The following is a 24,986-nucleotide window of genomic DNA, read 5'->3' on the forward strand; positions in this document are numbered from 1 at the left end:
ATGTGAGGCATTTTGACGAACTCATTGCCGTCGGATGACACCCCTGCAACTTCGGGGCCTTTCGGGCCATAATTCCCGCCATGGCTACCGCTGCGCCGCCCAAGTCCGCCGTCGACCGCAAGCTCACGCTGAAGGAAGTCCTCGACTGGCTGGTCGAGGACGGCCTCATCGAGAAGGAAGTCGCCTCCAAGATCATCCAGGACTCGCGTTACGTCCGGGGCGGGGCGAAGCACCCCTTCGTGATCATTGCCGAGGCGAACATCCGTTCGCCGGTGCAGCGCAACAACGTCGTGAATCCCGAAGGCCTCACGGTCTGGCTCGCGGCGCGGATGCACATCCCGTTCATGCACGTCGACCCGCTCAAGATCGACCTGAAGTCGGTCACGCAGGTGATGAGCGCGGAGTACGCGCAGCGCCGCGGCATCCTGCCCACGGAAGTGAAGGGCAACGAGGTGACGATCGCCACCTGCGAGCCGTTCATGACGTCGTGGGAGGCGGAGCTGTCGCAGATGCTCCGGCTCAAGATCAAGCGCGTGCTGGCGAGCCCGCTCGACATCGAGCGCTACCAGGGCGAGTTCTTCAACCTCGCGCAGAGCATGAAGCGCGCCGAAGCCTCGGGCGTGCCGACCTCGGGCCTGTCGAACTTCGAGCAACTGGTGGAGCTCGGCAAGGCGGGCCGCAACCTCGACGCGAACGACCACCACATCGTCCATCTCGTCGACTGGCTCTTCCAGTACGCGTTCGACCAGCGCGCGAGCGACATCCACCTCGAGCCTCGGCGCGACGTGGGGATCCTGCGCTTCCGCATCGACGGCGTGCTGCACGAGGTCTACCAGGTGCCGTACACGGTGATGGTCGCGATGACCTCGCGCATCAAGATCCTCGGCCGCATGGACGTGGTCGAGAAGCGCCGTCCGCAGGACGGCCGCATCAAGACGCGCACCGTGACCGGCGAGGAAACGGAGTTGCGCCTCTCGACGCTGCCCACCGCGCACGGCGAGAAAGTCGTGATGCGAATCTTCGATCCGGAAGTCCTGCAGCGCGACTTCAAGGACCTCGGGTTCACGAAGGAAGAGCACGAGATGTGGCAGTCGCTGATCAAGTCGCCGGGCGGGATCCTTCTCGTCACCGGGCCGACGGGATCGGGCAAGACGACGACCCTCTACACCACGCTCAAGCAGCTCGCGACCTCGGAAGTGAACGTCTGCACGATCGAGGATCCGATCGAGATGGTGGATCCGCGCCTGAACCAGATGCAGGTGCAGACCGAGATCGACCTCACGTTCGCCGCGGGCGTGCGCGCCCTCATGCGCCAGGACCCGGACATCATCATGGTGGGCGAGGTCCGCGACCTCGAGACCGCCGAGATGGCGATCCAGTCCGCGCTCACGGGCCACCTGGTGCTCTCGACGCTGCACACCAATGACGCGCCATCGTCGATCTCGCGCCTGCTCGACCTCGGCGTGCCGGCGTATCTCCTCACCTCCACGCTGATCGGCATCATGGCCCAGCGCCTGGTGCGCACGCTGTGCCCGAACTGCAAGGAAAAGATTCCCTTCCAGCGCGAGGAAGACCACGCGCTGTGGCACTCGGTGTGCGCGCCCTTCAAGGCCGCGCCGCCGACCGAGGTGTACCGCCCGGTGGGATGCGTCGAATGCCGCAACACGGGCTTCCGCGGGCGCGTGGCGATCTACGAGATCCTGCCGATGACGCCGGACGTGAAGAAGGTCGTCGGCGCGGGCGGTGACATCCCCGCGATTACGCAGGCCGCGTACAAGGCCGGCATGCGGCCGCTGCGCGTTTCCGGCGCGACCAAGGTGGCGCTGGGCATGACCACCTTCGAGGAAGTCCTGAAGTCCGCTCCGCTCGCGTGATCGCGCGCGTCCTCGCCTTCGTCGTCCTGCTCGTCGCGAGCGTCCTCGCCGGCGCCTGGTTGTGGTTGCACCAGTCGCTCCCCAAGCTCGATGGCGATGTTTCCGTGCGCGGTCTTTCCGCCGCGGTGGAGATCGTGCGCGACAAGGAAGGCGTGCCGCATCTCTTCGCGACGAACGAACGCGATGCGGCCTTCGCGATCGGCTACGCGCATGCGCAGGATCGCCTCTGGCAGCTGGAGTTCCAGCGGCGCGTGGGCGCGGGGCGGCTCGCGGAAGTGATGGGCGAGCGTGCTTACGATACCGACCGCCTGATGCGCACGCTCGGGTTCACGCAACTCGCCGAGCGCTCGGTCGCGAAGCTCGATGCCGAGACGCGCGGCGTGCTTGATTCCTATGCGGCCGGGGTGAATGCCTTTCTCGAATCCGAACCGGTGTTGCCGGTCGAGTTCCAGGTCTTCCGCATCAAGCCCGACAAGTGGAAGCCCGCGGACACGGTCGCGTGGCTCTACGTGATGGCGTGGGACCTCTCGGGCAACTGGCGTACCGAGCTCGCACGGTTGCGCTACACGAACAAGCTCGGTGCGGCGCGCATGGCCGAGCTCATCCCGCCGAACCCCGGTGAAACCTATCGCCCGTTCCCGGATTTCAAGGCGCTGTATGCCGAGGCGGACCCCGTTGCGGGGGAACTCCTCGCACGCTGGCCCAACCCGGAGCACGCGCTCGGTTCCAACAGCTGGGTCGTCTCGGGTGCGCGGAGTGCGAGCGGCAAGCCCGTGCTCGCGAACGATCCGCACCTCGGACTGCAGACGCCTGCGCTCTGGTACCTCGCGCATCTCGCCACACCGGCGGGCAATGTCGTCGGTGGAACGCTGCCCGGCGTGCCCTTCATCGTGCTCGGCCGCAACGACCGCGTCGCCTGGACGATGACCACAACCTACGGCGACACGCAGGACCTTTTCATCGAACGCCTCGTGCCCGGCGACGAGATGAGCTACCTCACGCCCACGGGCAAGGCGAAGTTCGAAGTGCGCGAAGAAGTGATTCGCGTCGACGGTGCGGACCGCAAGATCAGGATCCGCAGCACGCGCCACGGCCCGGTGATCTCGGACGTGGTGAAGACCGCGCAATCGGCAACACCCAAGGGGCACGTGATCGCGCTCGGCTGGACGGCTCTCTCCGACGATCCGGCCACCGTGCGCGCCGGCCTCGCGATCAACCGCGCGCGCGACCGCGACCAGCTCGTCAATGCATTGCGCGAATTCCATGCGCCGATGCAAAACGTGGTCTTCGCCGACGTCGACGGGCGCATCGGCTTCATCGCGCCGGCCCTCGTGCCCAAGCGCCGCGCCGACAACGAGGCGATGGGGCGCATTCCGGTTCCGGGGTGGGATGCGAAGTACGACTGGCAGGGCATGCTCGCTTTCGAGGACCTCCCCGCGGTGCACGACCCGAAGTCGGGAAGCATCGTGACCGCCAACAACAAGATCACGCCGCCCGGCTACAAGCCGTTCGTGTCCGTGGACTGGGCCGCACCGTATCGCGCCGATCGCATCGAGGAATTGCTCGCGAAGGCGCCGCGCCATTCGCTCGAGAGCTTCGGGCGCATCCAGGCCGACGTGCGCTCGCGCCTCGCCGTGGAACTGCTGCCCGCGATGCAGGCGGCGAGCCCCGGCACGCTCGCGGGTCGCGAAGCGCAGAGGACGATCGCCGGTTGGAAGGGCGAGATGACCGCGGATTCCGCTGCGCCGCTGGCCTTCATGGCGTGGTATCGCGAGCTCTCGCGCCTGGTCTATGCCGACGAGCTCGGCGACCTTTTCCCGGACGGGTGGGAGATGCGCTCGCAGTTCATGATCGGCGTGATGAAGGACCAGGGCGGACTCTCGTCGTGGTGCGACAACGTGAGCACGAAGGAGAAGAAGACCTGCGCGCAACTCGCCGGCAAGGCCTTCGACCTGGCGGGCGAAGACCTCGGCAAGCGCTACGGCCTTGCGTCAGAGTGGCGCTGGGGCAAGGCGCACTACGCGTGGAGCATGCACCGCCCCTTCGGGTTCGTGCCGGTCGCCTCGAAGATCTTCAGCGTGACGCCCGAGACGCCCGGCGACACCAACACCGTGAACGTGGGCCACATCAACATCCGCGACAACGAGTCCCCGTTCGCCAATCGCCATGCCGCGAGCCTGCGCACGCTCTATGACTTCGCCGACCTCGAGAAGTCGCTCTACATGCACTCGACGGGGCAATCGGGCAACGTCCTCTCGCCGTGGTACTCGAACCTCGCCGATCGCTGGGTGAAGGTCGAATACATCACCATTCCCACGAAGCGCGAGGCGATCCAGGCCGCGCACACGCTGCGCCTCCAGCCCGCGAAGTAGTTGCCACGATGCGTCTCACGGAGACCGCCACGGGCATCGTGATCGACAAGGGACCCGGCGAGGGTGTGTTCCTGATTCTCGTGGGGATCCTGATCCTGGGAATCTTCTTTGTCTGGCGCCACGGGGACGAGTGGCTCGAGGGCGACCGTCGGCCCGTGAGCGTCACCCTGGGTCTCGCCGTGATGCCTTTCCTCATGTTCCTTGCAGCCTTGGACTCGTTCTCGCGATCGATGACGCTGGACGACGATGGCGTCGTCGTTCGCGTGTGGTATGGCGAACGAGATCGCACGGTGTGGTCCGAAGTCATCCGAAGCGAGGTGGCTTTGAGCCACCGTGCCGCGCGACGCAGCGACTACTCCCGCGCGCCGGTCGTCGTCCTCTACCTTCGCACGGGCCGCGAGATCGTCATCGGTACCGGTGCCCTGACCCTCCAGGATGCCAATCGAGTGGTGACCTTCGTAAAGGAGCGGACGAGGCGTCAGCCCTAGAGCCGGACAGTCGCAATTCGATGTCCGGAAACGGCGAGCCCGAAGGGGGCAGTGCAGGGACAATGAGCCATCCCAAAGAAACGGAGATGCTGATGGCCTTCCGAGTGCGCGGACTTTCCCCCGATCTTTTCAGCCGCTATTTCGCGATGTCCGATGCGGAGCTTCGCGCGGCAGGTGCGCTGCGTCTCGTCGCGCAGGAGCCGGGCATGCCTTGCCGAGTGAGCATGGCGCACATCGCGCCGGGCGACGAAGTGGTGCTCGTGAACTATGAGCACCTGCCGGAGCTCACGCCGTATCGTTCGCGCCACGCGATCTACGTCGGCCGTGGTTCGACGCAGCCCTACGACGCTGTCGATGTCGTGCCGGAAGTCATTCGCACGCGACTCGTCAGCGTTCGTGCGTTCGACGCGGGCCACATGATCGTCGACGCGGATGTCGTGGACGGAGCCGACAGCGCGGCGCTCTTCGAGCGGCTGCTCGCCAATCCCTCAGTGAGCTACCTTCACGTCCACAACGCCAAGCGCGGCTGCTACTCGGGTCGCGTGGAGCGCGCCTAGGGCTGCTTCTCCCCGAGGAGCTCGCGCAGCAGCGCGGACTCCCTCGCGTAGAAGCCTTCGGTGTGGAACGTCTCGGCGAGCTTGTAGTGCTCGTAGTCGAGGTGGTGGCAGACCTCGTGGAGCAGCGTTCGCAGGAACGTCCTGAACTTCACCACTTGTACCTTCTGCGCCGTGCGCATCCACACGGAGATCACGGCGCGCTCGCGCTCCTCCTCCGGCTCGTACAACCCGTGCAGCTCGCCGTAGGAGTTGCTGGGGCGGCGCTCGAGCACCTTCACGCGGATGGGCGGAGTCTTCAGCTGCGCGTTGATCGCATCGACGAGCACTTGTGACGCCCGCTGCACGGCCGCACGGTTCGCTTCGATGAGCACGGGTTCGATGGCGACCGCGAGGGGGCCGAGGGCGGCGATGTCCGGCAGATCGATGCGCAGGATCGCGTCGCTCGCGCGGTAGATCTTCTTGTCGCGGGCGGAGAGGCGGTCGTAGTAGGAGAAGGGCATGGCAAAACTGTCATCCTGAGGGCCGCAGGCCCGAAGGACCTGCTTGAACAGTGCAGCGGATTTGTTAACCCCCTACAGCAGGTCCTTCGTCGCTGCGCTCCTCAGGATGACAAATCCTTATCTTTCCGGAGGCACGATGTCGCCGAAGCGCGTGATGAAGTTCCCGGTCTTCCTATCCTCGAGATAGTGCTTGAGCGTCCGACGCGCCATCGTGAACGCGAGTTCGTCCCACGGAATCTCGTCCTCGGTGACGAGCTTCACCTCCAGGCTTTCGATGCCGGGCGAGACATCGCGGTCGAGCAATCGCGCGCGGAACATCATGTAGACCTGGCTGATGTGCGGGATCGAATACACGGTGTAGAGGTCGGTGATCTCGACGCGCGCATTCGCTTCTTCCATGGCCTCGCGCGCCGCACCTTCGGCGGCGGTCTCGCCGTTCTCCATGAAGCCGCCGGGCAGCGTCCACAGTCCACGGCGCGGCTCGATCGCGCGTTTACACAGGAGGATCTTGTCCTCCCACACGGGGAGGCAGCCGACGACGATCTTGGGATTGAGGTACTGGATCGTGCCGCAGGCATCGCACACCGCGCGTTCGCGGTTGTCGCCTTCGGGGATGCGCTGGGAGGCGTTGGCGCCGCAGCGATTGCAGAAGAAGATCACCGGTCTATGTTAACATAAGCCTATGAAATTACTTGCAAAAACCCTGCTTTTGGCCGCGCTGGCAGTCCTTCCCGCCGCCGCTTCCTTCACGGCCGGCGAACGCGTGATCGTCCTCAATTCCGGTGACGGAACGGTGTCCATCGTCGACCCGGCCACCATGAAGGAAGTGAAGCGCATTCCCGTGGGCAAGGAGCCGCACCACCTGATGGCCACGCCCGACGACAAGGAACTCATCGTCGCCAACGCCGCGAGCAATGACCTCGTGTTCCTCAACCCGCTGTCGGGCGAAGTGCTGCGCCGCGTGGAGCGCATCAGCGATCCGTACCAGATCGGCTACTCACCCGACCGCAAGTGGTTGGTGAGCGCGTCCAATCGCCTCGACCGCGTGGACCTCTACAACGCGTCCGACCTCAAGCTCGTGAAGCGCTTCGAGCTGCCCAAGGTGCCGAGCCACGTCGCGTTCAATGCCGCGAGCTCGCTCGCGTTCGTCACGCTGCAGGATTCGAACGAGATCGCCGCGATCGATCTCGTCGCGCACACGATCAAGTGGAAGATGGCGGTGGGCAAGCAGCCCGCGGGCATCTGGATGACGCCCGACGACAAGCACCTGCTGGTCGGCATGACGGGCGAGAACCACGTGGAAGTGATCGACTGGCGCACCGCGAAGAGCGTGAAGAAGATCGTCACCGGTGCGGGCGCGCACAACTTCCTCGCCATGGGCGACGGGCGCCACCTGCTCATTTCCAACCGCGTCTCGAACACCGTCTCGGTGATCGACCAGCAGAAGCTGGAAGTGAAGGAGTCCTTCGCGGTGCCGGGCGGCCCGGACTGCATGGAACTCACCAAGGACGGCAAGCAGCTCTGGGTGACTTCGCGCTGGATCCGGCAGGTGACCGTGATCGACATGGCCACGCGCAAGGTCGTCGGCAAGGTCCCCGTCGGCAAGTCGCCGCACGGCATCTATTTTCATTCCCACGCCGCGCGCCAGTAGATTCCGTGCCGGCTGCCTCGCTCCTGCTTGCCCTGGCCGCGTGCCGCGCCACCGTGTTCCTCACGATCGATACGGGGAACATGGAGCCCGCTGAAGCGATGGCGGCAATACTCCGCAAGCACGATGTGAAGGCGACGTTCTTCCTCGCCAACGAAAAAACGAAGCGCGGTGACGCTTCGCTCGATGCGAGCTGGGCTCCCTTCTGGAAACAGCTCGCGGCCGAGGGCCATGCGTTCGGCACGCACACGTGGCGCCACTGGTACGTGCGCGGCGATGCGCCGGGCGGCAAGGTGAGCTACGTGCCCTGGGGCGCGAAGCAGGGCGAGTCACTCGATCGCGAGGCGTTCTGCGCGGAGCTGCGCAAGCCCGAGGAAGCATTCAAGGCGATGACGGGCCGCGGCTTCGACGGCCTGTGGCGCGCGCCGGGCGGCAAGACCACGCCGCGCGCGATCGAATTCGCGAAATCCTGCGGCTACACGCACGTCGGCTGGTCGCCCGCCGGATTCAGCGGTGACGAACTGCCCTCCGACAAGTTTCCCGGCGACGCGCTTCTCGCGAGACAATTGCGCGACATCCGTAACGGTGACGTTCTTCTCTGGCACCTGGGCATCTGGTCGCGGCAGGAACCGATGTGGCCGAAACTCGATGAACTGATCGCCGGATTGAAGGACAAAGGATTCTGCTTCGCGCGCATTCCGGAGGGCGCCGCTTGGAAACGTTGACCGCAGCCTGGGCGTCCCTGCACGGATGGGTGTTCGAGAAGCTCGTCGAACCCGTCGTGTTCGCGCTCGGCCTGTCGACCTACATGGAGCAGGCCTTCGACGCGACCGAGCTCTTCCTCATCGGCGCGTTCGAGGTCGCTACGCTGGCACTCGTGCTCTCGGCCGTGGAGCGCTGGAAGCCGATCGAGGTGTGGGCCGATCGCAGCCCCGTGCGCACCGACGTGATCTACACGCTCCTGCAGCGCCTGGGCATCGTGCCGCTGGCCATCTTCATCGCGCTCACGCCCGCCGTGGATGCGCTCGACGGCTGGCTTCGCCTGCACGACATCGTGCCGTGGAAGCTCGAGGACGCCGTGCCCGCGCTCCACACGCAACCGCTCGCGTCGTTCCTCGTGTATCTCGTGATTCTCGATTTCGTCGCCTACTGGCTGCACCGCGCGCAGCATCGCTTCGAGGCATGGTGGGCGCTGCACAGCCTGCACCACAGCCAGCGCGAGATGACGTTCTGGACCGACGATCGCAACCACCTGCTCGATGACCTCATCGTCGATGGCTGCTTCGCGCTGGTCGCGCTCGCCATCGGCGTGCCGCCGATGCAGTTCGCGATGATCCTCGTCGCGACGCGGATCGTGGAGAGCTTCTCGCACGTGAATGCGCGCATCCATTTCGGCCGGATCGGCGAATGGTTGTTGGTGAGCCCTCGTTTCCACCGCATCCACCACGCCATCGGCCTCGGCCATGAAGGCCGGGTGCGCGGCTGCAACTTCGCCACGCTGTTTCCCATCTGGGACCGGCTCTTCGGCACGGCCAATACGGACAATGTGTACCCCGCCACCGGGATCCGCGACCAACTGCACGGCGCGGACTACGGGGTGGGCTTCTGGCGCCAGCAGGGCCTCGGCCTCGCGCGCCTCGTGCGGGCCTTGCGCGGCGCCGCCACGACTCCCCCCGCGTACCCACGCGCAACTTCCAATCTTCCGGAATCGACCCCATGACCCGCCATCGCCTCCCGCTCGCCGTCGTCTTCGCGGCCGCCGCCTTGTTGCTGCACGTCCCGGGCGCTGTCGCCTCGGCGCAGGAGATGCCTCCCCGAGCCGCGCTGCCCATCGCGCAGGCGCCGCAGGCATTCCGCCTGCCCAATGCCGCGCCGGCCGAAGCGATCACGCTGGGCCGCAACCTGCACAAGGCCACGGGTGCGGCGATGTATCCGGGCGGCCCGCAGTGGGTCGCCACCGTGCGGGCTGCCCCCGTGCCATTCAAGCTCGCGAGCTGGCGCGCGGTCGACGGCGGCTACGTCACGCGCTTCCGGCTGAGCGCTGAAGGCGCCGAAGGCCTGCGCGCGCGCTTCGACCTGGGCACGGTGCCCGGCGCAATGGAAGTGCGCGCCGCCGGCGACGACGGCCGCGTGTTCACGATGACGCTCGATCCGATGCTCGGCAACGAAGCCTGGGGACCGTGGACCGACGGCGCGACGCAGGTCGTTGAAGTGTTCAGCACGGTGCGGCCTTCGGCGGAGGCGCTCACGGTCGGCGCGCTTCTCAACTTCGACGTGGGTCCGACCACCAAGGCCGCTGCGAGCTGCACGGTGTCCACACTTTGCTCCACCGGCAACACCGGGACCGATGCCGCGATCGCCGAAGCGAAGAAATCCATCATGCGCATCAACGGCGTGGTGGATGGCCGCGGCTTCAACTGCTCGGCCACGCTCATCAACACGGCGAAGTTCCCCGCGGCCTACGTGCTCACCGCGAACCACTGCGTGAGCACAACCGCCACCGCGGCGAGCCTCACGACGCGCTGGTTCTGGGAAACGACGGCGTGCGACGTCGCCGACGCTTCGACCAGCTTCCAGCAAGTCGCGGGCGGCATGCAGCTCATCTTCACGAACTTCAACGTCGACTCGACGCTGATGCTCATGAACAGCCCGCCGCCCACCGGCGCGGTGTACTCCGGCTTCAGCACGGGCCGCTTGAACGACGGCACGGCCGTGGTGAGCCTCAGCCATCCGGCGGCCGATGCCGCCCGGCAGGCGCGCGGTTCGATGACGGGCCTGATCCGTCCGAGCACCGAGACGGTGTCGTATCCGCAGGACATGTACGAGGTGATCTTCACCGTCGGAGCAACCGAAGGCGGCTCGAGCGGCTCGGGCCTCTTCGTGCAGCTGGGCGGCTCGTTGCGCCTCACGGGCATCCTGTTCGGCGGCACGATCGGAGACTCCTGCACGAACCCGCGCGACGGCATCTATTCGCGCTTCGAGATCTTCCATCCGCAGATTGATCCGTACATCAGCCTCGCCTCGGTGCCCGTCGACGATGCGCCCAACCGCGCGCTCGACATCATCGGCACGCCGCTCGATCCGGTCGCGGACCTCCCGCTCAACCAGCGCTCCGGCCCGCTCGTGATCGCGGGCAAGCAGATCGGCGCCGCGGGCGATATCGACGTCTATCGCTTCACGCTCTCGCAGGAGCGCGCGGTCGCGCTCTGGTCGGAAAGCTCGATCGACACGATCGGCACGCTGCTCAACCAGTTCGGTACGGGCCTCGAGTCGAACGACGACGGCCAGACGAGCAGCCTCGATTTCGGCATCACCCGCTTGCTGCAGGCCGGCACTTACTTCGTGCAGGTTGCGCACTTCGACGGGGACGGTACCGGCGGCTATACGGTGAAAGCGCAGGCGTACGACGTCGGCTCGAACAACTACTCCGACCTCTGGTGGAATGCCAACGAATCGGGCTGGGGCATCAACCTGAGCCACCAGGGCACGGTGATCTTCGCCACGCTCTACACGTACGACACCGACGGCACGCCGATGTGGCTGGTGATGTCCAACGGCGATCGCCAGGCCGACGGCTCCTTCACGGGCATTCTCTACCGCGTGACCGGCCCCGCGTTCAACGCGAGCCCCTGGGGCCCGATCAACGCCGTGCAGGTGGGCACGATGAGGCTCCGGTTCGACAACGCGGACCTTGGAACCCTCACGTACACCGTGAACGGCGCGAGCGTCTCGAAGCAGATCAACCGCTATTCCTTCGGCACGGCGCCCACGTGCAAGTGGTCGGTGTTCGATCGCAGCTTCGCCAACAACGTGCAGGACCTCTGGTGGAATCCCGCCGAGAATGGCTGGGGCATCAACCTCGTGCACCAGGGCAACACGATCTTCGCGACGCTCTACACCTACGGTCCGGATGGCAAGGCGATGTGGTACGTGATGTCCGCGGGCGCACGCCAGGCCGACGGCACGTTCCGCGGCGCGCTCTATCGCACGACAGGCCCCGCGTTCAACGCGAACCCGTGGACGGCGATCAGCAATTTCGAGGTCGGCACGATGACGCTCAAGTTCTACTATCGCGACGACACCACGATCTACCCGGGCGGCGGCGGCAACCGCGCGACCCTCACCTATACCGTGAACGGCGTTTCGGTCACCAAGCAGATCCAGCGCTTCGACTTCGCGAACCCGAAGACCGAGTGCGAACGCTAGCCTTCATCGAGTCCGTCGACCACGAAGGCGTCGGCGTCGCGCATGTCGACGGCAAGGTCGCGTTCATCGACGGCGGCGTGACCGGGGAAACCGTCGCCTATTCGAAACGCCGCAGCAAGGGCAACTACGACCTGGGCACCGTCACCGAGGTCGTGGGGCGCGAAAGCTCGATGCGCGTGACGCCGCGCTGCAGCTACTTCGGCAATTGCGGCGGCTGCGCGATGCAGCACATCGAAGGCAGCGCGCAGGTCGCGGCCAAGCAACGCGTGCTCGAGGACAACCTCGCGCGCATCGGCAAGGCGCCCGCGGAGATGATGCTTCCGCCGATCTTCGGTCCGGCCTGGGGCTACCGCACGCGCGCGCGCCTCTCCGTCCACTACGTGCACAAGAAGGGCGGCGTGCTCGTGGGCTTCCACGAGAAGCGCTCGAGCTTCGTCGCGGACACTTTCTCGTGCGAGGTGCTCACCCCCGCGGTCTCGGCGATGATCCCGGCGCTGCGCGAGATGTTCACGTCGCTGGCAACGCGGGACCGCCTGCCGCAGATCGAGCTCGCGGTGGGCGAGGACGTCACCGCGTTGGTGCTGCGCCACCTCGATCCCATTCCCGAGGAGGACCAGGAGAAGCTGCGCGCGTTTGCCGACACGCACGGCATCCAGTGGTGGCTGCAGCCCAAGGGTCCGGAGACCGCGCACCCGTGGTATCCGAAGGATGCGCCGGAGCTCGACTACCGCCTGCCGGAGTTCGGCCTCTCGCTCGCCTTCGGGCCGACGGAGTTCACGCAGGTCAACCCCGGCGTGAATCGCACGCTCGTCTCGCGCGCCGTCAAGATGCTCGATCCGCGTCCGGGCGAACGCGTCGGCGACCTCTTCTGCGGGCTGGGCAACTTCTCGCTGGCGATCGCCGCGCGCGGCGCCGACGTGATCGGCATGGAGGGCGCGCCGTCGCTCGTCGCGCGGGCGCAGGCCAACGCGCGCCGCAACGGCCTCGAAGCGCGCGCGAAGTTCGTCTCGTTCGATCTCTACAAGAACGCCGAGGGCGCGATCGAGAATCTGGGACACGTCGACAAGCTGCTCATCGATCCGCCGCGCGATGGCGCATTGGACATCTGCAAGGCGCTGCCGGAGCCGGGGCCCGAGCGCATCGTCTACGTGTCATGCAGTCCGTCGACGCTCGCGCGCGATGCGGGCGTGCTCGTGCATGTGAAGGGCTATCGCCTGATGGCCGCCGGCGTGGTGAACATGTTCCCGCACACCGGGCACGTGGAATCGATCGCGCTGTTCCAGCGCTAACGTCACGTTGCTCGCGGTCCAAGGCAGCACCATGCCATCGCCGAAGGGTTGATCCCGACCCGGCCCCATCCTCTCCCGCAAACGCCGCCGATCTCGCTACCCAAACTTGCGCTCGAAATTCCTGGCGCACCGGCGATCCTGCAGCGAGCGGTGGGGGGCCTCTCGTGATCAACCCTTCGTCGATGGCCCAGCGCCGGAACCATCGGGGCGTCTCCAACAGCGGGGCGGCGCTGATCGCAACTGAGAGCGTGTGCCAGTCATGTCGAGCGCCATTCATCGACGAGGGCGGCACCAGCCACCGCCTGCACCGTCAAATTATCTACGGGGCTCACCGGAGCGGTAATGCCACAAGCCTCCCGCGACCTTCGACAGCGATGGGTGTGGGTCGAGAGGGGGTGTCACCGATCGCTGCAGAACGGCGGTGCGCAAGGAATCTCGAGCGACATATGAAGTAGCGAGATCGATCCTCTCCCCGACGTAGCAAGGTCCCCCGGTTCGACCCCACCCATCGATGGCGAAGGTCGCGGGAAGGAAGGGCAAAAAAAAAGGGCGGCCGAGGCCGCCCTTTTTCGTGACGCGGGAACGTCAGTCCCTGTCGCCGCCAAAGATGCCGAGCAGCATGAGCAGGTTCTGGAAGATCTGGAACAGGTCGATGTAGACCGCCAGCGTCGCCGTGATGTAGTTCGTCTCGCCGCCGACCATGATCCGGTTGAGGTCATAGAGCAGGTAGGCCGAGAAGATCCCGATGGCGATCACGGAGATCGCGATCATCAACCCCGGCAACTGCAGGAAGATGTTCGCGAAGCTCGCGACGATCAGCATGATCACGCCGATGAAGAGGACCTTGCCCATGCCGGACAGGTCCTTCTTGATCGTTGATGCCCATGCGGCCATGCCGGCGAAGATCGCCGCCGTGCCGCCGAAGGCGAGGCCGATCAACTGGGCGCCGTTCTTGTAGCTGAGGATGTACGTCAACATTCCCGAGAGCACCAGCCCCATGAAGAACGTGAAGCCCAGCAGGATCGGGATGCCGGCCGCGCTGTTCTTGTTCTTCTCGATGGCCCAGATGAAGCCCATGGCCGCCGCGATGAACACGATGAAGCCGATGGCCGGATGCCCCAGCCTGAAGAGATTGAAACCGGTCGCCACGCCGATCCATGCGCCGGCGATCGTCGGCACCATCGACAGGGCGAGCAGCATGTAGGTGTTGCGCAGAACCCGGTTCTGGCCGAGCGCAATCGGTTGCGCCGGGTTACGGGCCGTCATCGGGGTTTGGGATTCCATGGTTTTCCTCTAGCGTTGTCGGATCGAAATCGACCCACAGTTAGAGTAGGGGAGGAGGGGGTCAGTTTCAAGGCCCTGCATACAATCTCTCCGGCGGCGCCGCCCGGAAAAGCCCTTTAAAATCAATAACAAATATAATTGGTTCGGGAGGACAGGCAATGAAGGCGATTCAGGGAGCGGCTCTGGTGGCTGCGCTCGCGCTGGTGGCGGGTTGCGGCAAGTTCGGCATCGGCGGCCCCAAGACCTCCGAGGAAGCCCTGAAGGGCGCGAAGGCCGCGCTTGCCACGGGCGACGTGAAGTCGGTCTACGACCTGTGCGGCCGCGCGATCGAGCTCGCCGACAAGGTCGGTAACGGCATGCACGCGATCCTGGCCCTCGAGTGCTACGCGGATTCGGCCGCGCGCCTGGGAAAGACGGCCTCCACGCTTCCCGCCTACGCGAAGGTGATCGGCACCTATCCGACGGACATGCTCAACGCGGCGGGCCGATTCCGCCTTCGCAACGACTACGGCGTGGCGCTCTACCAGGCCGGCAAGGAAGACGAGGCCATCGCGGCGTTGAACGAAGCGCTCACCGTGTACAAGGGCACGGGCCGCGCCGGCTACAACACGGTGCGCGATCGCATGTACATCGTCCGCAACCTCGGGAAGATCTACAAGAAGAAGGGCGTGACGCCGGCGGCCACCGAGTTCGCCATCGAGTGGGCCGACGAAATCGAGGCCGACATCAGTCGCAACGGCCCCCATCCGGCCCTGCGCATGGGATCAGGCTCCGCGCTCGAGGTGCTTGCCGACATCATTTCCGCGACGGACTCCACGCGCGCTGGGCAGGCGCGCGAGGTCGCGACCGCGGAGAAGGAATCGGAAGCCGCCTATGCCGCCGCCAATCCAGGCTCGGACCGGCGTTGCCACAACATGGGCATCTATGGCGCGCAGATGCAGCGCTGCTTCGTGGACTTGCCGTGAGGACCGTCGCGCTGCTGGCACTGCTGGCAATTGCCGCGGCTTGCACGCGTGAAGATCCGCGCAAGCCCCACCAGGTGCTCGAGGCGGGGATCGCAGCCCTCACGGCCGGCGATCTCGTGAAGGCCGAGTCCGAGCTGGAACTCGCACTGGCCAAGGCCGACAAGGCGCAAATCCATTGGGTGCAGATCAAGATGTACGCGGCGCCGCTCTTCCAGGCGTACGCCCTGCAGGGAAAGCTCGAGCAAGCGGCGAAGGCGTTCGATCGCGCCAACCGGCCCGGCGAAAAGTTCTACCTGTATCCGCGTGAAGCCAACAACCTGATGGCGTTGTACGTGCAGGCCGGTCGCAACGACGATGCGCTGCGCATCGCGGAAATGCTTGCGACCACGCTCAAGACCTCGACCGCGGGCGACGACATGACGTTCAGGCTCATCGCCTGGGCCAACATGGATCGCACGCTGTACACCGCGGGCGAGCACGAGGGCGCGAAGGCCGCCGGCGAGCGGGCGCTGGCGGAGTTGAAATCCCTCGAGCAGTTTCGCGCGGGCCAATACTGGCCGCTCAAACCCGGGATGAAGGATTGGCTGGCGCGCTACTCGTCATACCTCAAGGTCACGTCGCGCCCCGACGAAGCCGAGCAGGTGGACGCGCTCACCGCAAAGATCGAGGCGAACAGCCCGTCGCCCGCGGCCGCGCCGGGCTGCGTTGCCGTGTTGGCCCCGCCGATGCTCGGCTGCATCCTCGACGTTCCGGTCCGCGCGCTGGCCGCGCCGGGACCTCGGTCGTAGGAGAACCGGCGGCGGCTTCGTCTAAACTAGCCGCGTTTCCGGGGAAGGTTGGCCGAGCGGTTTAAGGCACCGGTCTTGAAAACCGGCAGGGGTGCAAGCCCCTCGTGAGTTCGAATCTCACACCTTCCACCAACACTGCACGACAAGGAGAAAACCCTCATGCGCACGACCTGGATCTTCGCGGTGCTCGCCGCCCTGCCTGCCACTGCCTTCGCGCAGGACTTCAAGTCATGGGTCGAAGCCCAGGGCCTGGAGACGACCGAGACCAAGGCCGCGGGCGATTTCGAGGTAGGCCTCGTGCGCACGAAGGGCACCAAGGAGCTCGAGCGCGTCGTGGTGTTCACCAAGGGCAAGCCCGCGTGGCAGTCGGGTCCCAAGGACCTACCCGAGGACGTGAAGAAGATCCACATCCACGCCTTCGGCAGCGACCTCGATGGCGATGGCGGACCCGAGCTGCACTTCTCGACATTCTCCGGCGGCGCGCATTGCTGCACGACGCACTACGTCTACAAGGTGAAGCCGCAGGTGAAGCGCCTCGCGGTCTATCCGGCCAACAACGTGGGGGGCGGCGATTTCCTCGAAGTCCCCGGGCGCAAGACGCCGATCATGGTCACGGCCGACGATTCCTCGGCGACGTTGTTCGCGCCCTATGCGAATTCATACTTCCCCGCGATGATTCTCGAGGTGAGCCCGAAGGGCCGCTTCCAGTTCGCCGCGGACCTCATGCGCTCGAAGCTCCCGGGCCAGCCGCCGCCGGTGTGCGCGCAGCCCGCGGCCATCGCCAATCCCTGGCTCAAGCAGCGTTGCGATGAATACCAGAGCGCGCGGCGCAACGCGCGCATCGGCGAGATCAAGGCGAAGCTCGCCGAGATCAAGCAGGGCCGCTCGAGCCAGCAGTTGGGTTGGGACGATTACTACGGCACGGGCGTGCTCGCGGCCGTTTCCGCGGAGCTCAATCGCTACGCGTACACCGGGCACTCGGCCGCGGGCCTCAACTGGCTCGAAGGCATCTGGCCCGGCAACGACGCGGTGAAGCTGAAGATGCTCGCGAACCTCAAGCAATCGTGGGCGAAGAGCGCCTTCGCCGAGGACCTCAAGGGCCTCGTGTCCGACTACAAGTAAAAGCCAAGTAGAGGGGTCAGATCCTTTAACGTTTTTGGTTTTCTTTCCTTGTAAAAAAACCGTTCCACTGGACCAGTTGCGCGGGGTGGGGCCCCTTCAGCAACTGGTCCAGTGGAACGGTTTTTTTACAAGGAAAGAAAACCAAAAACGTTAAAGGATCTGACCCTCCCGGGGTCGCTCAAGTAAGAGCAGGTCCTTCGCAGGCTCAGGATGACAACTTACAGGCTCGGGATGACAAGTTGCGGGCTAGGCCGCGGCAGCCGCGGCCCCCAGTAACTTGTCGATATCTCGCGCGGACATCGGGCGGCCGAGCAGGAAGCCCTGGGCGCGATGACATCCGAGGCGCTGCAGCGCCTCGAGTTGCTCCTGCGTTTCCACTCCTTCGGCGACGACATCGATCCCCAGTGACTTGGCCATCGCGACGATCGCGGTGACGATCGCCGCGTCGTCAGGATCGACCGTGAGATCGCGGATGAAGGACTGGTCGATCTTCACCGTGTCGATCGGGAATCGTTTCAGGTACGCGAGGCCCGAGTAGCCCGTGCCGAAGTCGTCGATCGCGATGCCCACGCCGAGGGCCGCCACCTGGTCGAGCGTGGAGCGCGATTCGCCGACCCCTTCGACGATCACGCGTTCGGTGAGCTCGAGCTCCACCAGCGCCGGATCGATGCCCGTGTGGTGGAGCATGTGGCGCAGGCGCTCGACGAAGCTCGAGCGCGCGAGCTGCGAAGCCGATACGTTCACAGCGATGAACAGCGGCCGGCCCGCGGACTGCCAGGCCTTCGCCTGCTTGAGTGCTTCGCGCAGCACCCATTCGCCGATGGGCACGATGAGTCCCGATTCCTCGGCGGCCGGGATGAAATCCGACGGCGGCACTGAATCGCGTCCGGGTGGATGCCAGCGAAGCAGCGCTTCGAGGCCGGTGATCGAGCGGTCGCGCAGGTCGTAGATCGGCTGGTAGTGCAGCTCGAATTCCCCGTTGTCGATCGCACGGCGTAGCGCGTTCTCGAGCATGAGGCGCTGCTGCGCGGCGACGTTCATGTGCGGCGTGAAGAACTGGAAGTTGCCGCGGCCCGAATCCTTCGCGTGGTACATCGCGGTGTCGGCGTTGCGCATGAGCGTCTCGGCGTCCAGGCCGTCGGACGGATACAGGCTGATGCCGACCGAGGCCGCCACGTGCAGGTCGTTGCCGTGCAGATGGAAGGGGTCGCCAAGCACTTCGAGGATCTTCGCGGCCACGTGCGACGCATCCGATGCGCCGTTGATGCTGGGCACGACGATCACGAACTCGTCACCGCCGAGGCGCGACACGGTGTCGCCTTCGCGCAGGCACACCAGGATGCGGCTCGCGACCGACTGCAGCAGGCGATCGCCCAGCGCGTGGCCGAGCGAATCGTTGATGGTCTTGAAGCGGTCGAGGTCGATGAAGAGCACCGCGAGCTGCGCGCTCGAGCGGTGCGCCTGCGCGATGGCCTGGCGGATGCGGTCGTGCAGCAGCACGCGGTTGGGCAGCCCCGTGAGCGCATCGTGGTGCGCCATGTGCGCGATGCGCTGCTCGGCGATCTTGCGTTCGGTGATGTCCATCGCCACACCCACCACGCTGATCGCGCGGCCGTTGGGGCCGCGATGCACCTGCCCGCGGTTGGCCACCCAGTGCACGGTGCCGTCGGGCCACACGGTGCGGTAGTCGATCTGGAAATCCTGGCCGTGCTTCACCGCGTGGCGCAGCGTGGCCACGAGCAGCGCACGATCGTCGGGGTGCAGCATGTCCTGCAGCGCGCGGTAGTCCGTGTGCGGCGCATCGATCGGGCGACCGAAGAGCGGGTTGAGTCCGTCGGAATACGTGACGTCATCGGTGACCGCCGACCAGTACCACAGGCCCATGTGCGCGGCCTCCATCGCGAGCTTGAGGCGGCCTTCGCTTTCGCGCAGCGCGCGCTCGGCTTCCTTGCGCGGGCGGATGTCGGCGATGGTCACCATCGTGCCGTCGCATGCACCGGCGGCATCGTAGAGCGGCGCGATCGTCATCGAGCAGTCGATGAAGGTGCCGTCGCGATGCATGCGCTGCGTTTCCTCGAGCAGGATGATGCCGCCGCGCATCGCCTTCTGCCGGTGCGATTCGGTCTCGGTGCGCATGTGTGGCGGGACGATCGAGACGCGCTTGCCGATCACCTCGTCCTCGCGCCAGCCGAAAAGGCGCTCGGCCGCGGGGTTCCACATGCGGATGTTGAGATCGAGGTCGCGCGCGATGATCGCGACTGGCGCGGCCTCGATGACGGCGCGCAGGCGGTGGTGCGAACGCAGCGTCTCCGCTTCGAGCGCCTTGCGGTCGGTGACATCGATCGCGAGGCCGACGATGCCCGCCGCGGAGCCGTCGGCGTTGCGGAACACGGCCTTGCTGAACATGACGTCCGTGGGCCGCCCGTGCGACGGGTGCGGCACGCGCGCTTCCATGGTTCGCGAGGCGCCGGTGCGCAGCAGGTCCTGGTCGTCGGCATCGAAGCGCTCGGCAAACTCGCCCGGGAAGAGGTCGGGCGCGGTGCGGCCGATCAGCCGGTCGCGCGTGATGCCGATGCCGCGCTCGAAGCTCTGGTTGCAGCCGATGTAGCGGCCCTTCGGATCCTTGAAGTACACGGGATACGGAATGGCCTCGATCAGCTCCTTGTTGAGCGACAGTTGCGCGCGCAGGTCGCGCGTGGCGCGCTGCGCGAGCTCGACCGCTTCGCTGCGCGTGCTTGCCAGCGCGCGCAGGATCCCAAAGAGCAGCAGGCTCACGATGAGGCCCGCGCCGAGCGTGAGGAGGGCGAGCGGGCGCAGCCAAGCGTTCACCGGTGCCGGATCGGCGTTGAACTGAAGCCGCCAATGGCGTCCCGCGATCTCGAGGTCGATGTCGTGGGCGAGGTCCATCGTGAAGGCACTGCGCTCGGGAGGGCGGCCCGCGCCCGGATGCGAGCGGTAGAAGATCGTGTCGTCCGCGGCCGTTGCGCGGGTGGGCCAGTGCGTGGCCCCCAGGTCGTGGACGGCGAGCCGCAGGCCCGCCAGCAAGGGGCCCGACACGGACTCGGCGAAGGCGTCATCGATGCGCAGCACGACGTTCACCCAGGCGCGCACGCGCACGCGCCGTTCAGCGATCGTGCGCGGGGTGCCGCCGTCGTAGATCGGCAGGTAGAGCACGGTGCCGAAGCTGTCCGACCTTTCCTGCACGAGCCGATAGCGGCCGGTCGATACGGGCTCGGCCGAATCGCGCGAGCGCTCCATCGCCAGTCGTGGCGCCTCGCGGCTTTGCAGGTCCAACCCGAAGGCAGCTTCGTTGCCCTCCATCGGTTCGACGTAATCGATCACCCAATACTCGGAGCGCATTTCGCCGGGCTTGATCGTGAAGGCCGGGTAGCCGTCCTTGCGAACCCCTTGCACGAATGCTTCTCGTTCGCCGGCCGGGACGCGGCGGATGAACTGGACGGCCTGCACGCCCGGAAATCGCTGGGCGGCCGCGAGGGCGGAGACATGCCGGTGGAATTCGCGCCGCGACAGGTCGGGCCGATTGGCGGTCAGGCCCTCCATGCCGTAGAGCAGGTCGACATAGCGCTGGACGCGGCGTTCGACGAGGTTCGCGGCGAGGATCGCCTGGTTCGCGAAGTCAGCGCGCGCTTCGCGATCGGCCTGCCGCCCGACGAAAAACCACGCCGCGACGCTCACGAGCACCCCGCAGGCGAGGGTGATCAGTGCAACGGTCTGCGGCCGGAGGTAGTTTTTCATCTGGGTCGGGGACGCCGGTTCCTATAAAATAGCGCCTTTTGCCCAAAGACTGCCCGTGGCACTGATCGTCCAGAAGTATGGCGGCACCTCGATGGGGAGCCCCGAACGCATCCGCGAGGTCGCAAAACGCGTCGCGCGCTTCGTGAAGGAAGGCCACCAGGTGGTGGTGGTTCCTTCGGCGATGGCCGGCGAGACCAATCGCCTGCTCGGCCTTGCGAGAGAACTCAATCCCGAGCCCAGCCCGCGCGAACTCGACGTGATCGCCTCGACCGGCGAACAGGTGTCGATCGGCCTGCTGTCGGTCGCGCTGCACGCGATCGGCGTGAAGGCGAAGAGCTACACGGGCTTCCAGGTGAAGATCCTCACGGACGACGCCCACACCAAGGCGCGCATCCTGTCGATCGACGACGCGAATATCCGCAAGGACCTCGTCGCCGGCAACGTCGTGGTGGTTGCGGGCTTCCAGGGCATCGAAGCCAACGGCAACATCACCACGCTCGGCCGCGGCGGTTCGGATACGACGGGTGTTGCCCTCGCGGCCGCGCTCAATGCCGACGAGTGCCAGATCTACACCGACGTCGACGGCGTCTACTCGACCGATCCGCGCGTCGTGCCCGAGGCGCGCCGGCTCGCGACCGTCACCTTCGAGGAAATGCTCGAGCTCGCTTCGCTCGGCTCGAAGGTGCTCCAGATCCGCTCGGTGGAGTTCGCCGGGAAGTACAAAGTGAAGCTGCGGGTGCTGTCGTCGTTCACGGACGTGAATTCGACCGACATGGGTACCCTCATCACCTTCGAGGAAGACGAGAACATGGAACAGGCCATCATCAGCGGCATCGCGTTCAACCGCGACGAAGCCAAGATCACCGTGCTGGGCGTCCCCGACAAGCCGGGCATCGCGTATTCGATCCTGGGCCCCGTGGCCGACGCGAACATCGACGTGGACATGATCATCCAGAACGCCTCCACCGAGGGCCTCACGGACTTCTCCTTCACGGTCCACCGCGCCGAGTACAAGCGCACGATGGAAATCCTCGAGTCCAAGGTGAAGCCCGCCATCAAGGCGCGCGGCGTCGTGGGCGACGACAAGATCGCGAAGGTGTCGCTGGTGGGCATCGGCATGCGCACGCACGCGGGCATTGCCGCCAAGATGTTCGGCGCGCTCGCCGGCGACGGCGTCAACATCCAGATGATTTCCACTTCCGAGATCAAGACCTCGGTCGTGGTCGACGAGAAATACATGGAGCTCGCGGTGCGGGTGCTGCACAAGGCCTTCGAGCTCGACAAGGAACCGACGCAGGAGAACATGAAGCCATGAAGCGAATCGTTGCCGCTGCCCTGATGACACTCTCGACCATGACCTTCGCACAGGACGACCCCTACATCTGGCTCGAAGAGGTGCAGGGCGAAAAGGCGCTCTCGTGGGCGAAGGCCGAGAACGCCAAGACGCTGCCGGCGCTGGAAGCCAAGCCGCAATTCAAGGCGATCCACGAAAAGCTGCTCGCCGTGTACAACTCGCGCGAGCGCATCCCCAACGTCTCCAAGCGCGGCGCCTGGTACTACAACTACTGGCAGGACGCGGCCAACCCGCGCGGCATCCTGCGCCGCACGACGCTCGAGGAATTCCGCAAGGCCGAGCCCAAGTGGGATCTCGTGCTCGATGTGGGCAAGCTCTCCGACGAAGAGAAGGAGAAGTGGGTCTACAAGGGTTCGTCGTGCCTCTATCCCGACTACAACCGCTGCCTGATCTCGCTCTCGCGCGCCGGCGCGGATGCCGTGGTCGTGCGCGAGTTCGACATCGCGAAGAAGGAGTTCGTGAAGGGCGGCTTCGAGATGGTCGAATCGAAGGGCTACTTCGCCTGGAAGGACGCCGACACGCTCTACGTCGCGCGCGACTTCGGACCGGGCACGCTCACCAAGTCGGGCTACCCGCGGCAGATCAAGGTGTGGAAGCGCGGCACGCCGATGGCGGACGCGAAGCTCCTGTTCGAAGGCATCGAGAACGACGTGAGCGTCTGGCCCATCGTGGACAACGAGAAGGGCCGCACCTACGAGCGCTACAGCCGCCACGTGGACTTCTTCAACAGCGAGGAATACATCAAGCAGGGCGATCGCTGGGTGAGGCTCGCCACGCCGAGCGATTCCGCGCTCACGACCGCCAACGGGCTGCTCTTCGTGCGCCTGAAGGCCGAATGGAAACCCGCGGCGACCGCGTTCAAGTCCGGTTCGCTCATCGCGATCGACCTCGACAAGTTCCTCGCCGGCGGCCGCGATTTCGAGCTCGTCTTCGAGCCCGGTGCGCGCGTCTCGCTGCAGAGCTACACGGTCACGAAGAACCTCGTCGTCCTCGACATCCTCGACAACGTGAAGGGGCGCGTGAGCGAAGCGCGCCGCGAAGGCGGCAAGTGGGTCCTGCGCGACGTGCCGGTGCCTCCGGCGGCCAGCGTGGGCGTGAGTGCGGTGGAGCGTGACGATGGCGACGATTACTGGATGACCGTCACGAGCTTCCTAGAGCCCACCACGCTGTACTACGCGAAGGGCGGCACGGCGCAGCGCGAGAAACTGAAATCGCTCCCGAGCTTCTACGACGCCAAGGGCCTCAAGGTCGTGCAGTACGAAGCGACCTCGAAGGACGGCACGAAGATCCCGTACTTCCTCGTCATGCGCGAGGACGCGAAGCTCGACGGCACGAACCCGACGATCCTCTACGGCTACGGCGGCTTCGAGATCTCGATGACGCCCAGCTACAGCGGCACGATCGGCTCGGCGTGGCTGGAGAAGGGCGGCGTCTGGGCGCTCGCGAACATTCGCGGCGGCGGCGAGTTCGGCCCGCAGTGGCACAAGACGGCGCAGCGCGAGGGACGCGCGAAGACGCACGACGACTTCATCGCGGTCGCCGAGGACCTCATCACGCGCAAGGTCACGACACCGCGCCACCTGGGAATCATGGGTGGCAGCCAGGGCGGCCTGCTCGTGGGCTCGGCCTTCACGCAGCGTCCGGAGCTCTTCCGCGCGGTGTCGTGCCAGGTTCCGCTGCTCGACATGAAGCGCTACAACAAGCTGCTCGCGGGCGCGTCGTGGCAGGGTGAGTACGGCAATCCGGATGTTCCCGCCGACTGGGAATTCATCTCGACCTACTCGCCGTACCAGAAGGTCAAGCGCGGGACCGCGTACCCGAAGGTCTTCTTCTACACGTCGACGCGCGATGACCGCGTGCACCCCGGCCACGCGCGCAAGATGGTGGCCCGGATGCAGGAGCAGGGCCACGACGTCCTCTACTACGAGTACATGGAGGGCGGCCACGCGGCGGGGACCAACCCGACGCAGCAGGCCTACACCTGGGCGCTGACCTACACGTTCTTCTGGGACCAGCTGCGCTAGCCGGTCAGTCGTCGTCCTTGTCGTCCGCCGCCGCCGCGGCGGCCTTGGCTTCAGCCTTCGTCGCGGCGCGCTCTTCCTCCTCGTGGGGATCCTTGTAGCCCGCGGGCGTCGCGGTCTTCACGAGGTACTGGTAGACGAAGGCCTCGGGCGCGAGGGCGCCGGGCGCGACCATCATCGAGTTGGTGAGGCTCGGCCCCGTGTTCGGCTGGACCTTCATCATCGCGACCTGGCCGGCGGCGACGTTCTTGATCCCGCCGCTGTGGGCCTTGGTCCCGACGACCCAGTATTCGCGATCGTTGGGGGCCTTGAGCCGGAAGTACGCGCCGGCCTCGTTGTGCGTGACGCGCGTCACCGTGCCTTCGAGGTAGTAGCTCGCGCCCGACTTGTGCGACTCCGTCGAGAAGTCCGGGAGCGACGTGTCGATCTTGGTGGGGTCATCAACGGGGCGGCCGCGGTAGTAGTTCGCTGCGATCACCAGTCCGCAGATGACGACCAGCGTGACCATGATGTCGATCAGTCCGAAACCTCGTGCATTGCGGAGCGGCATCCCCGTTTTCCTCGAAAGTGGCGACCGGGGCGAGGATATCGGCTTTGGGCAGGCGGGGCCACCGGGCCACGAGCCTCGGCAGGCCAGTTCCTGTAAAATTGCGGCACCGGAGAGATGACCGAGTGGCCGAAGGTGGCGCCCTGCTAAGGCGTTATACGGGCTTAAACCTGTATCGAGGGTTCGAATCCCTCTCTCTCCGCCAAGATGCAAAT

The 24,986-nt window shown here is 65.9% G+C and carries 19 protein-coding genes and 2 tRNA genes; 16 read left to right on the forward strand and 5 right to left on the reverse strand.

What is annotated here, in order from left to right:
* Positions 1–80: 80 nt before the first annotated feature.
* From tfpB to DSM104440_RS05530, 4 genes are all read left to right on the forward strand, one after another.
* The gene (gene tfpB, locus DSM104440_RS05515; RefSeq protein ID WP_171161058.1) at positions 81–1,874 is read left to right on the forward strand and encodes a type IV pilus assembly ATPase TfpB; all 1,794 of its coding nucleotides are present in this window, start codon (positions 81–83) and stop codon (positions 1,872–1,874) included.
* A complete protein-coding gene (locus DSM104440_RS05520; RefSeq protein WP_171161059.1) occupies positions 1,871–4,246 on the forward strand; it encodes a penicillin acylase family protein in 2,376 nt (791 codons plus the stop codon). The genes tfpB and DSM104440_RS05520 overlap by 4 nt, the downstream gene beginning before the upstream one ends.
* A gap of 8 nt (positions 4,247–4,254) precedes the next feature.
* Entirely contained in the window at positions 4,255–4,734 is a 480-nt protein-coding gene (locus tag DSM104440_RS05525) for a hypothetical protein (RefSeq protein ID WP_171161060.1), read from the forward strand.
* Positions 4,735–4,826: 92 nt separating this feature from the next.
* Positions 4,827–5,291: a DUF1203 domain-containing protein gene (locus DSM104440_RS05530; protein ID WP_171161061.1), complete on the forward strand. Its 465-nt coding sequence runs from the start codon at positions 4,827–4,829 to the stop codon at positions 5,289–5,291.
* Here the strand turns inward: DSM104440_RS05530 and DSM104440_RS05535 are convergent.
* Positions 5,288–5,791 carry a hypothetical protein gene (locus tag DSM104440_RS05535; protein ID WP_171161062.1) on the reverse strand — a complete coding sequence of 168 codons (504 nt, stop codon included), beginning with the start codon at positions 5,789–5,791 and terminating at the stop codon, positions 5,288–5,290. The two genes, DSM104440_RS05530 and DSM104440_RS05535, sit on opposite strands and share 4 nt — an antisense overlap.
* A gap of 117 nt (positions 5,792–5,908) precedes the next feature.
* Positions 5,909–6,448 (reverse strand): NUDIX hydrolase, encoded by a 540-nt coding sequence (locus tag DSM104440_RS05540; protein WP_171165706.1) that lies wholly within the window; start codon positions 6,446–6,448, stop codon positions 5,909–5,911.
* Between the two features lie 25 nt (positions 6,449–6,473).
* Between DSM104440_RS05540 and DSM104440_RS05545 the strand changes: the two genes are divergently transcribed.
* From DSM104440_RS05545 to rlmD, 5 genes are read left to right on the forward strand one after another with little or no spacing between them, the layout of a single operon-like run.
* Entirely contained in the window at positions 6,474–7,442 is a 969-nt protein-coding gene (locus DSM104440_RS05545; protein WP_171161063.1) for a YncE family protein, read from the forward strand.
* 5 nt (positions 7,443–7,447) lie between these two features.
* A complete protein-coding gene (locus DSM104440_RS05550; RefSeq protein WP_212758219.1) occupies positions 7,448–8,164 on the forward strand; it encodes a polysaccharide deacetylase family protein in 717 nt (238 codons plus the stop codon).
* The gene (locus tag DSM104440_RS05555; protein WP_212758220.1) at positions 8,152–9,159 is read left to right on the forward strand and encodes a sterol desaturase family protein; all 1,008 of its coding nucleotides are present in this window, start codon (positions 8,152–8,154) and stop codon (positions 9,157–9,159) included. Before DSM104440_RS05550 ends, DSM104440_RS05555 begins: the two co-directional genes overlap by 13 nt.
* Positions 9,156–11,645 carry a trypsin-like serine peptidase gene (locus DSM104440_RS05560; protein ID WP_171161064.1) on the forward strand — a complete coding sequence of 830 codons (2,490 nt, stop codon included), beginning with the start codon at positions 9,156–9,158 and terminating at the stop codon, positions 11,643–11,645. Before DSM104440_RS05555 ends, DSM104440_RS05560 begins: the two co-directional genes overlap by 4 nt.
* Entirely contained in the window at positions 11,633–12,934 is a 1,302-nt protein-coding gene (gene rlmD / locus DSM104440_RS05565) for a 23S rRNA (uracil(1939)-C(5))-methyltransferase RlmD (RefSeq protein ID WP_171161065.1), read from the forward strand. The genes DSM104440_RS05560 and rlmD overlap by 13 nt, the downstream gene beginning before the upstream one ends.
* Before the next feature lie 585 nt (positions 12,935–13,519).
* Here rlmD and DSM104440_RS05570 read toward each other — a convergent pair.
* The gene (locus DSM104440_RS05570) at positions 13,520–14,218 is read right to left on the reverse strand and encodes a Bax inhibitor-1/YccA family protein (RefSeq protein WP_171161066.1); all 699 of its coding nucleotides are present in this window, start codon (positions 14,216–14,218) and stop codon (positions 13,520–13,522) included.
* Between the two features lie 158 nt (positions 14,219–14,376).
* Between DSM104440_RS05570 and DSM104440_RS05575 the strand changes: the two genes are divergently transcribed.
* The 4 genes from DSM104440_RS05575 (at position 14,377) to DSM104440_RS05590 (ending at position 17,093) form a co-directional block, all read left to right on the forward strand.
* The gene (locus DSM104440_RS05575) at positions 14,377–15,183 is read left to right on the forward strand and encodes a tetratricopeptide repeat protein (protein WP_171161067.1); all 807 of its coding nucleotides are present in this window, start codon (positions 14,377–14,379) and stop codon (positions 15,181–15,183) included.
* The gene (locus tag DSM104440_RS05580) at positions 15,180–15,971 is read left to right on the forward strand and encodes a tetratricopeptide repeat protein (RefSeq protein ID WP_171161068.1); all 792 of its coding nucleotides are present in this window, start codon (positions 15,180–15,182) and stop codon (positions 15,969–15,971) included. Before DSM104440_RS05575 ends, DSM104440_RS05580 begins: the two co-directional genes overlap by 4 nt.
* A 42-nt stretch (positions 15,972–16,013) precedes the next feature.
* A tRNA-Ser gene (locus DSM104440_RS05585) sits at positions 16,014–16,103 on the forward strand.
* Positions 16,104–16,130: 27 nt separating this feature from the next.
* Positions 16,131–17,093, forward strand: a complete 963-nt coding sequence (locus DSM104440_RS05590; RefSeq protein WP_171161069.1) for a hypothetical protein — start codon at positions 16,131–16,133, stop codon at positions 17,091–17,093.
* Positions 17,094–17,339: 246 nt separating this feature from the next.
* Here DSM104440_RS05590 and DSM104440_RS05595 read toward each other — a convergent pair whose 3' ends face one another.
* Positions 17,340–20,849: a bifunctional diguanylate cyclase/phosphodiesterase gene (locus DSM104440_RS05595; protein ID WP_171161070.1), complete on the reverse strand. Its 3,510-nt coding sequence runs from the start codon at positions 20,847–20,849 to the stop codon at positions 17,340–17,342.
* Between the two features lie 55 nt (positions 20,850–20,904).
* Between DSM104440_RS05595 and DSM104440_RS05600 the strand changes: the two genes are divergently transcribed.
* Together DSM104440_RS05600 and DSM104440_RS05605 are read left to right on the forward strand one after the other, a co-directional pair.
* Positions 20,905–22,164 carry an aspartate kinase gene (locus DSM104440_RS05600; protein ID WP_171161071.1) on the forward strand — a complete coding sequence of 420 codons (1,260 nt, stop codon included), beginning with the start codon at positions 20,905–20,907 and terminating at the stop codon, positions 22,162–22,164.
* Complete coding sequence (locus DSM104440_RS05605) at positions 22,161–24,227, forward strand: prolyl oligopeptidase family serine peptidase (protein ID WP_212758221.1); 2,067 nt, start codon at positions 22,161–22,163, stop codon at positions 24,225–24,227. The genes DSM104440_RS05600 and DSM104440_RS05605 overlap by 4 nt, the downstream gene beginning before the upstream one ends.
* A 4-nt stretch (positions 24,228–24,231) precedes the next feature.
* Here DSM104440_RS05605 and DSM104440_RS05610 read toward each other — a convergent pair whose 3' ends face one another.
* Positions 24,232–24,774, reverse strand: a complete 543-nt coding sequence (locus DSM104440_RS05610; RefSeq protein WP_171161072.1) for a hypothetical protein — start codon at positions 24,772–24,774, stop codon at positions 24,232–24,234.
* A 108-nt stretch (positions 24,775–24,882) separates the two neighbouring features.
* Between DSM104440_RS05610 and DSM104440_RS05615 the strand changes: the two genes are divergently transcribed.
* A tRNA-Ser gene (locus tag DSM104440_RS05615) sits at positions 24,883–24,976 on the forward strand.
* Positions 24,977–24,986: the final 10 nt, after the last annotated feature.

It is taken from the genome of Usitatibacter palustris (assembly GCF_013003985.1).
Taxonomy (GTDB): Bacteria; Pseudomonadota; Gammaproteobacteria; order Burkholderiales; family Usitatibacteraceae; genus Usitatibacter; species Usitatibacter palustris.

Coding starts and splice junctions, on each gene's coding strand:
- tfpB (WP_171161058.1), top strand. CDS start 81: ATGGCTACCGCTGCGCCGCCCAAGTCCGCCGTCGACCGCAAGCTCACG.
- DSM104440_RS05525 (WP_171161060.1), top strand. CDS start 4,255: ATGCGTCTCACGGAGACCGCCACGGGCATCGTGATCGACAAGGGACCC.
- DSM104440_RS05530 (WP_171161061.1), top strand. CDS start 4,827: ATGGCCTTCCGAGTGCGCGGACTTTCCCCCGATCTTTTCAGCCGCTAT.
- DSM104440_RS05535 (WP_171161062.1), bottom strand. CDS start 5,791: ATGCCCTTCTCCTACTACGACCGCCTCTCCGCCCGCGACAAGAAGATC.
- DSM104440_RS05545 (WP_171161063.1), top strand. CDS start 6,474: ATGAAATTACTTGCAAAAACCCTGCTTTTGGCCGCGCTGGCAGTCCTT.
- DSM104440_RS05560 (WP_171161064.1), top strand. CDS start 9,156: ATGACCCGCCATCGCCTCCCGCTCGCCGTCGTCTTCGCGGCCGCCGCC.
- DSM104440_RS05570 (WP_171161066.1), bottom strand. CDS start 14,218: ATGGAATCCCAAACCCCGATGACGGCCCGTAACCCGGCGCAACCGATT.
- DSM104440_RS05575 (WP_171161067.1), top strand. CDS start 14,377: ATGAAGGCGATTCAGGGAGCGGCTCTGGTGGCTGCGCTCGCGCTGGTG.
- DSM104440_RS05590 (WP_171161069.1), top strand. CDS start 16,131: ATGCGCACGACCTGGATCTTCGCGGTGCTCGCCGCCCTGCCTGCCACT.
- DSM104440_RS05595 (WP_171161070.1), bottom strand. CDS start 20,849: ATGAAAAACTACCTCCGGCCGCAGACCGTTGCACTGATCACCCTCGCC.
- DSM104440_RS05605 (WP_212758221.1), top strand. CDS start 22,161: ATGAAGCGAATCGTTGCCGCTGCCCTGATGACACTCTCGACCATGACC.
- DSM104440_RS05610 (WP_171161072.1), bottom strand. CDS start 24,774: ATGCCGCTCCGCAATGCACGAGGTTTCGGACTGATCGACATCATGGTC.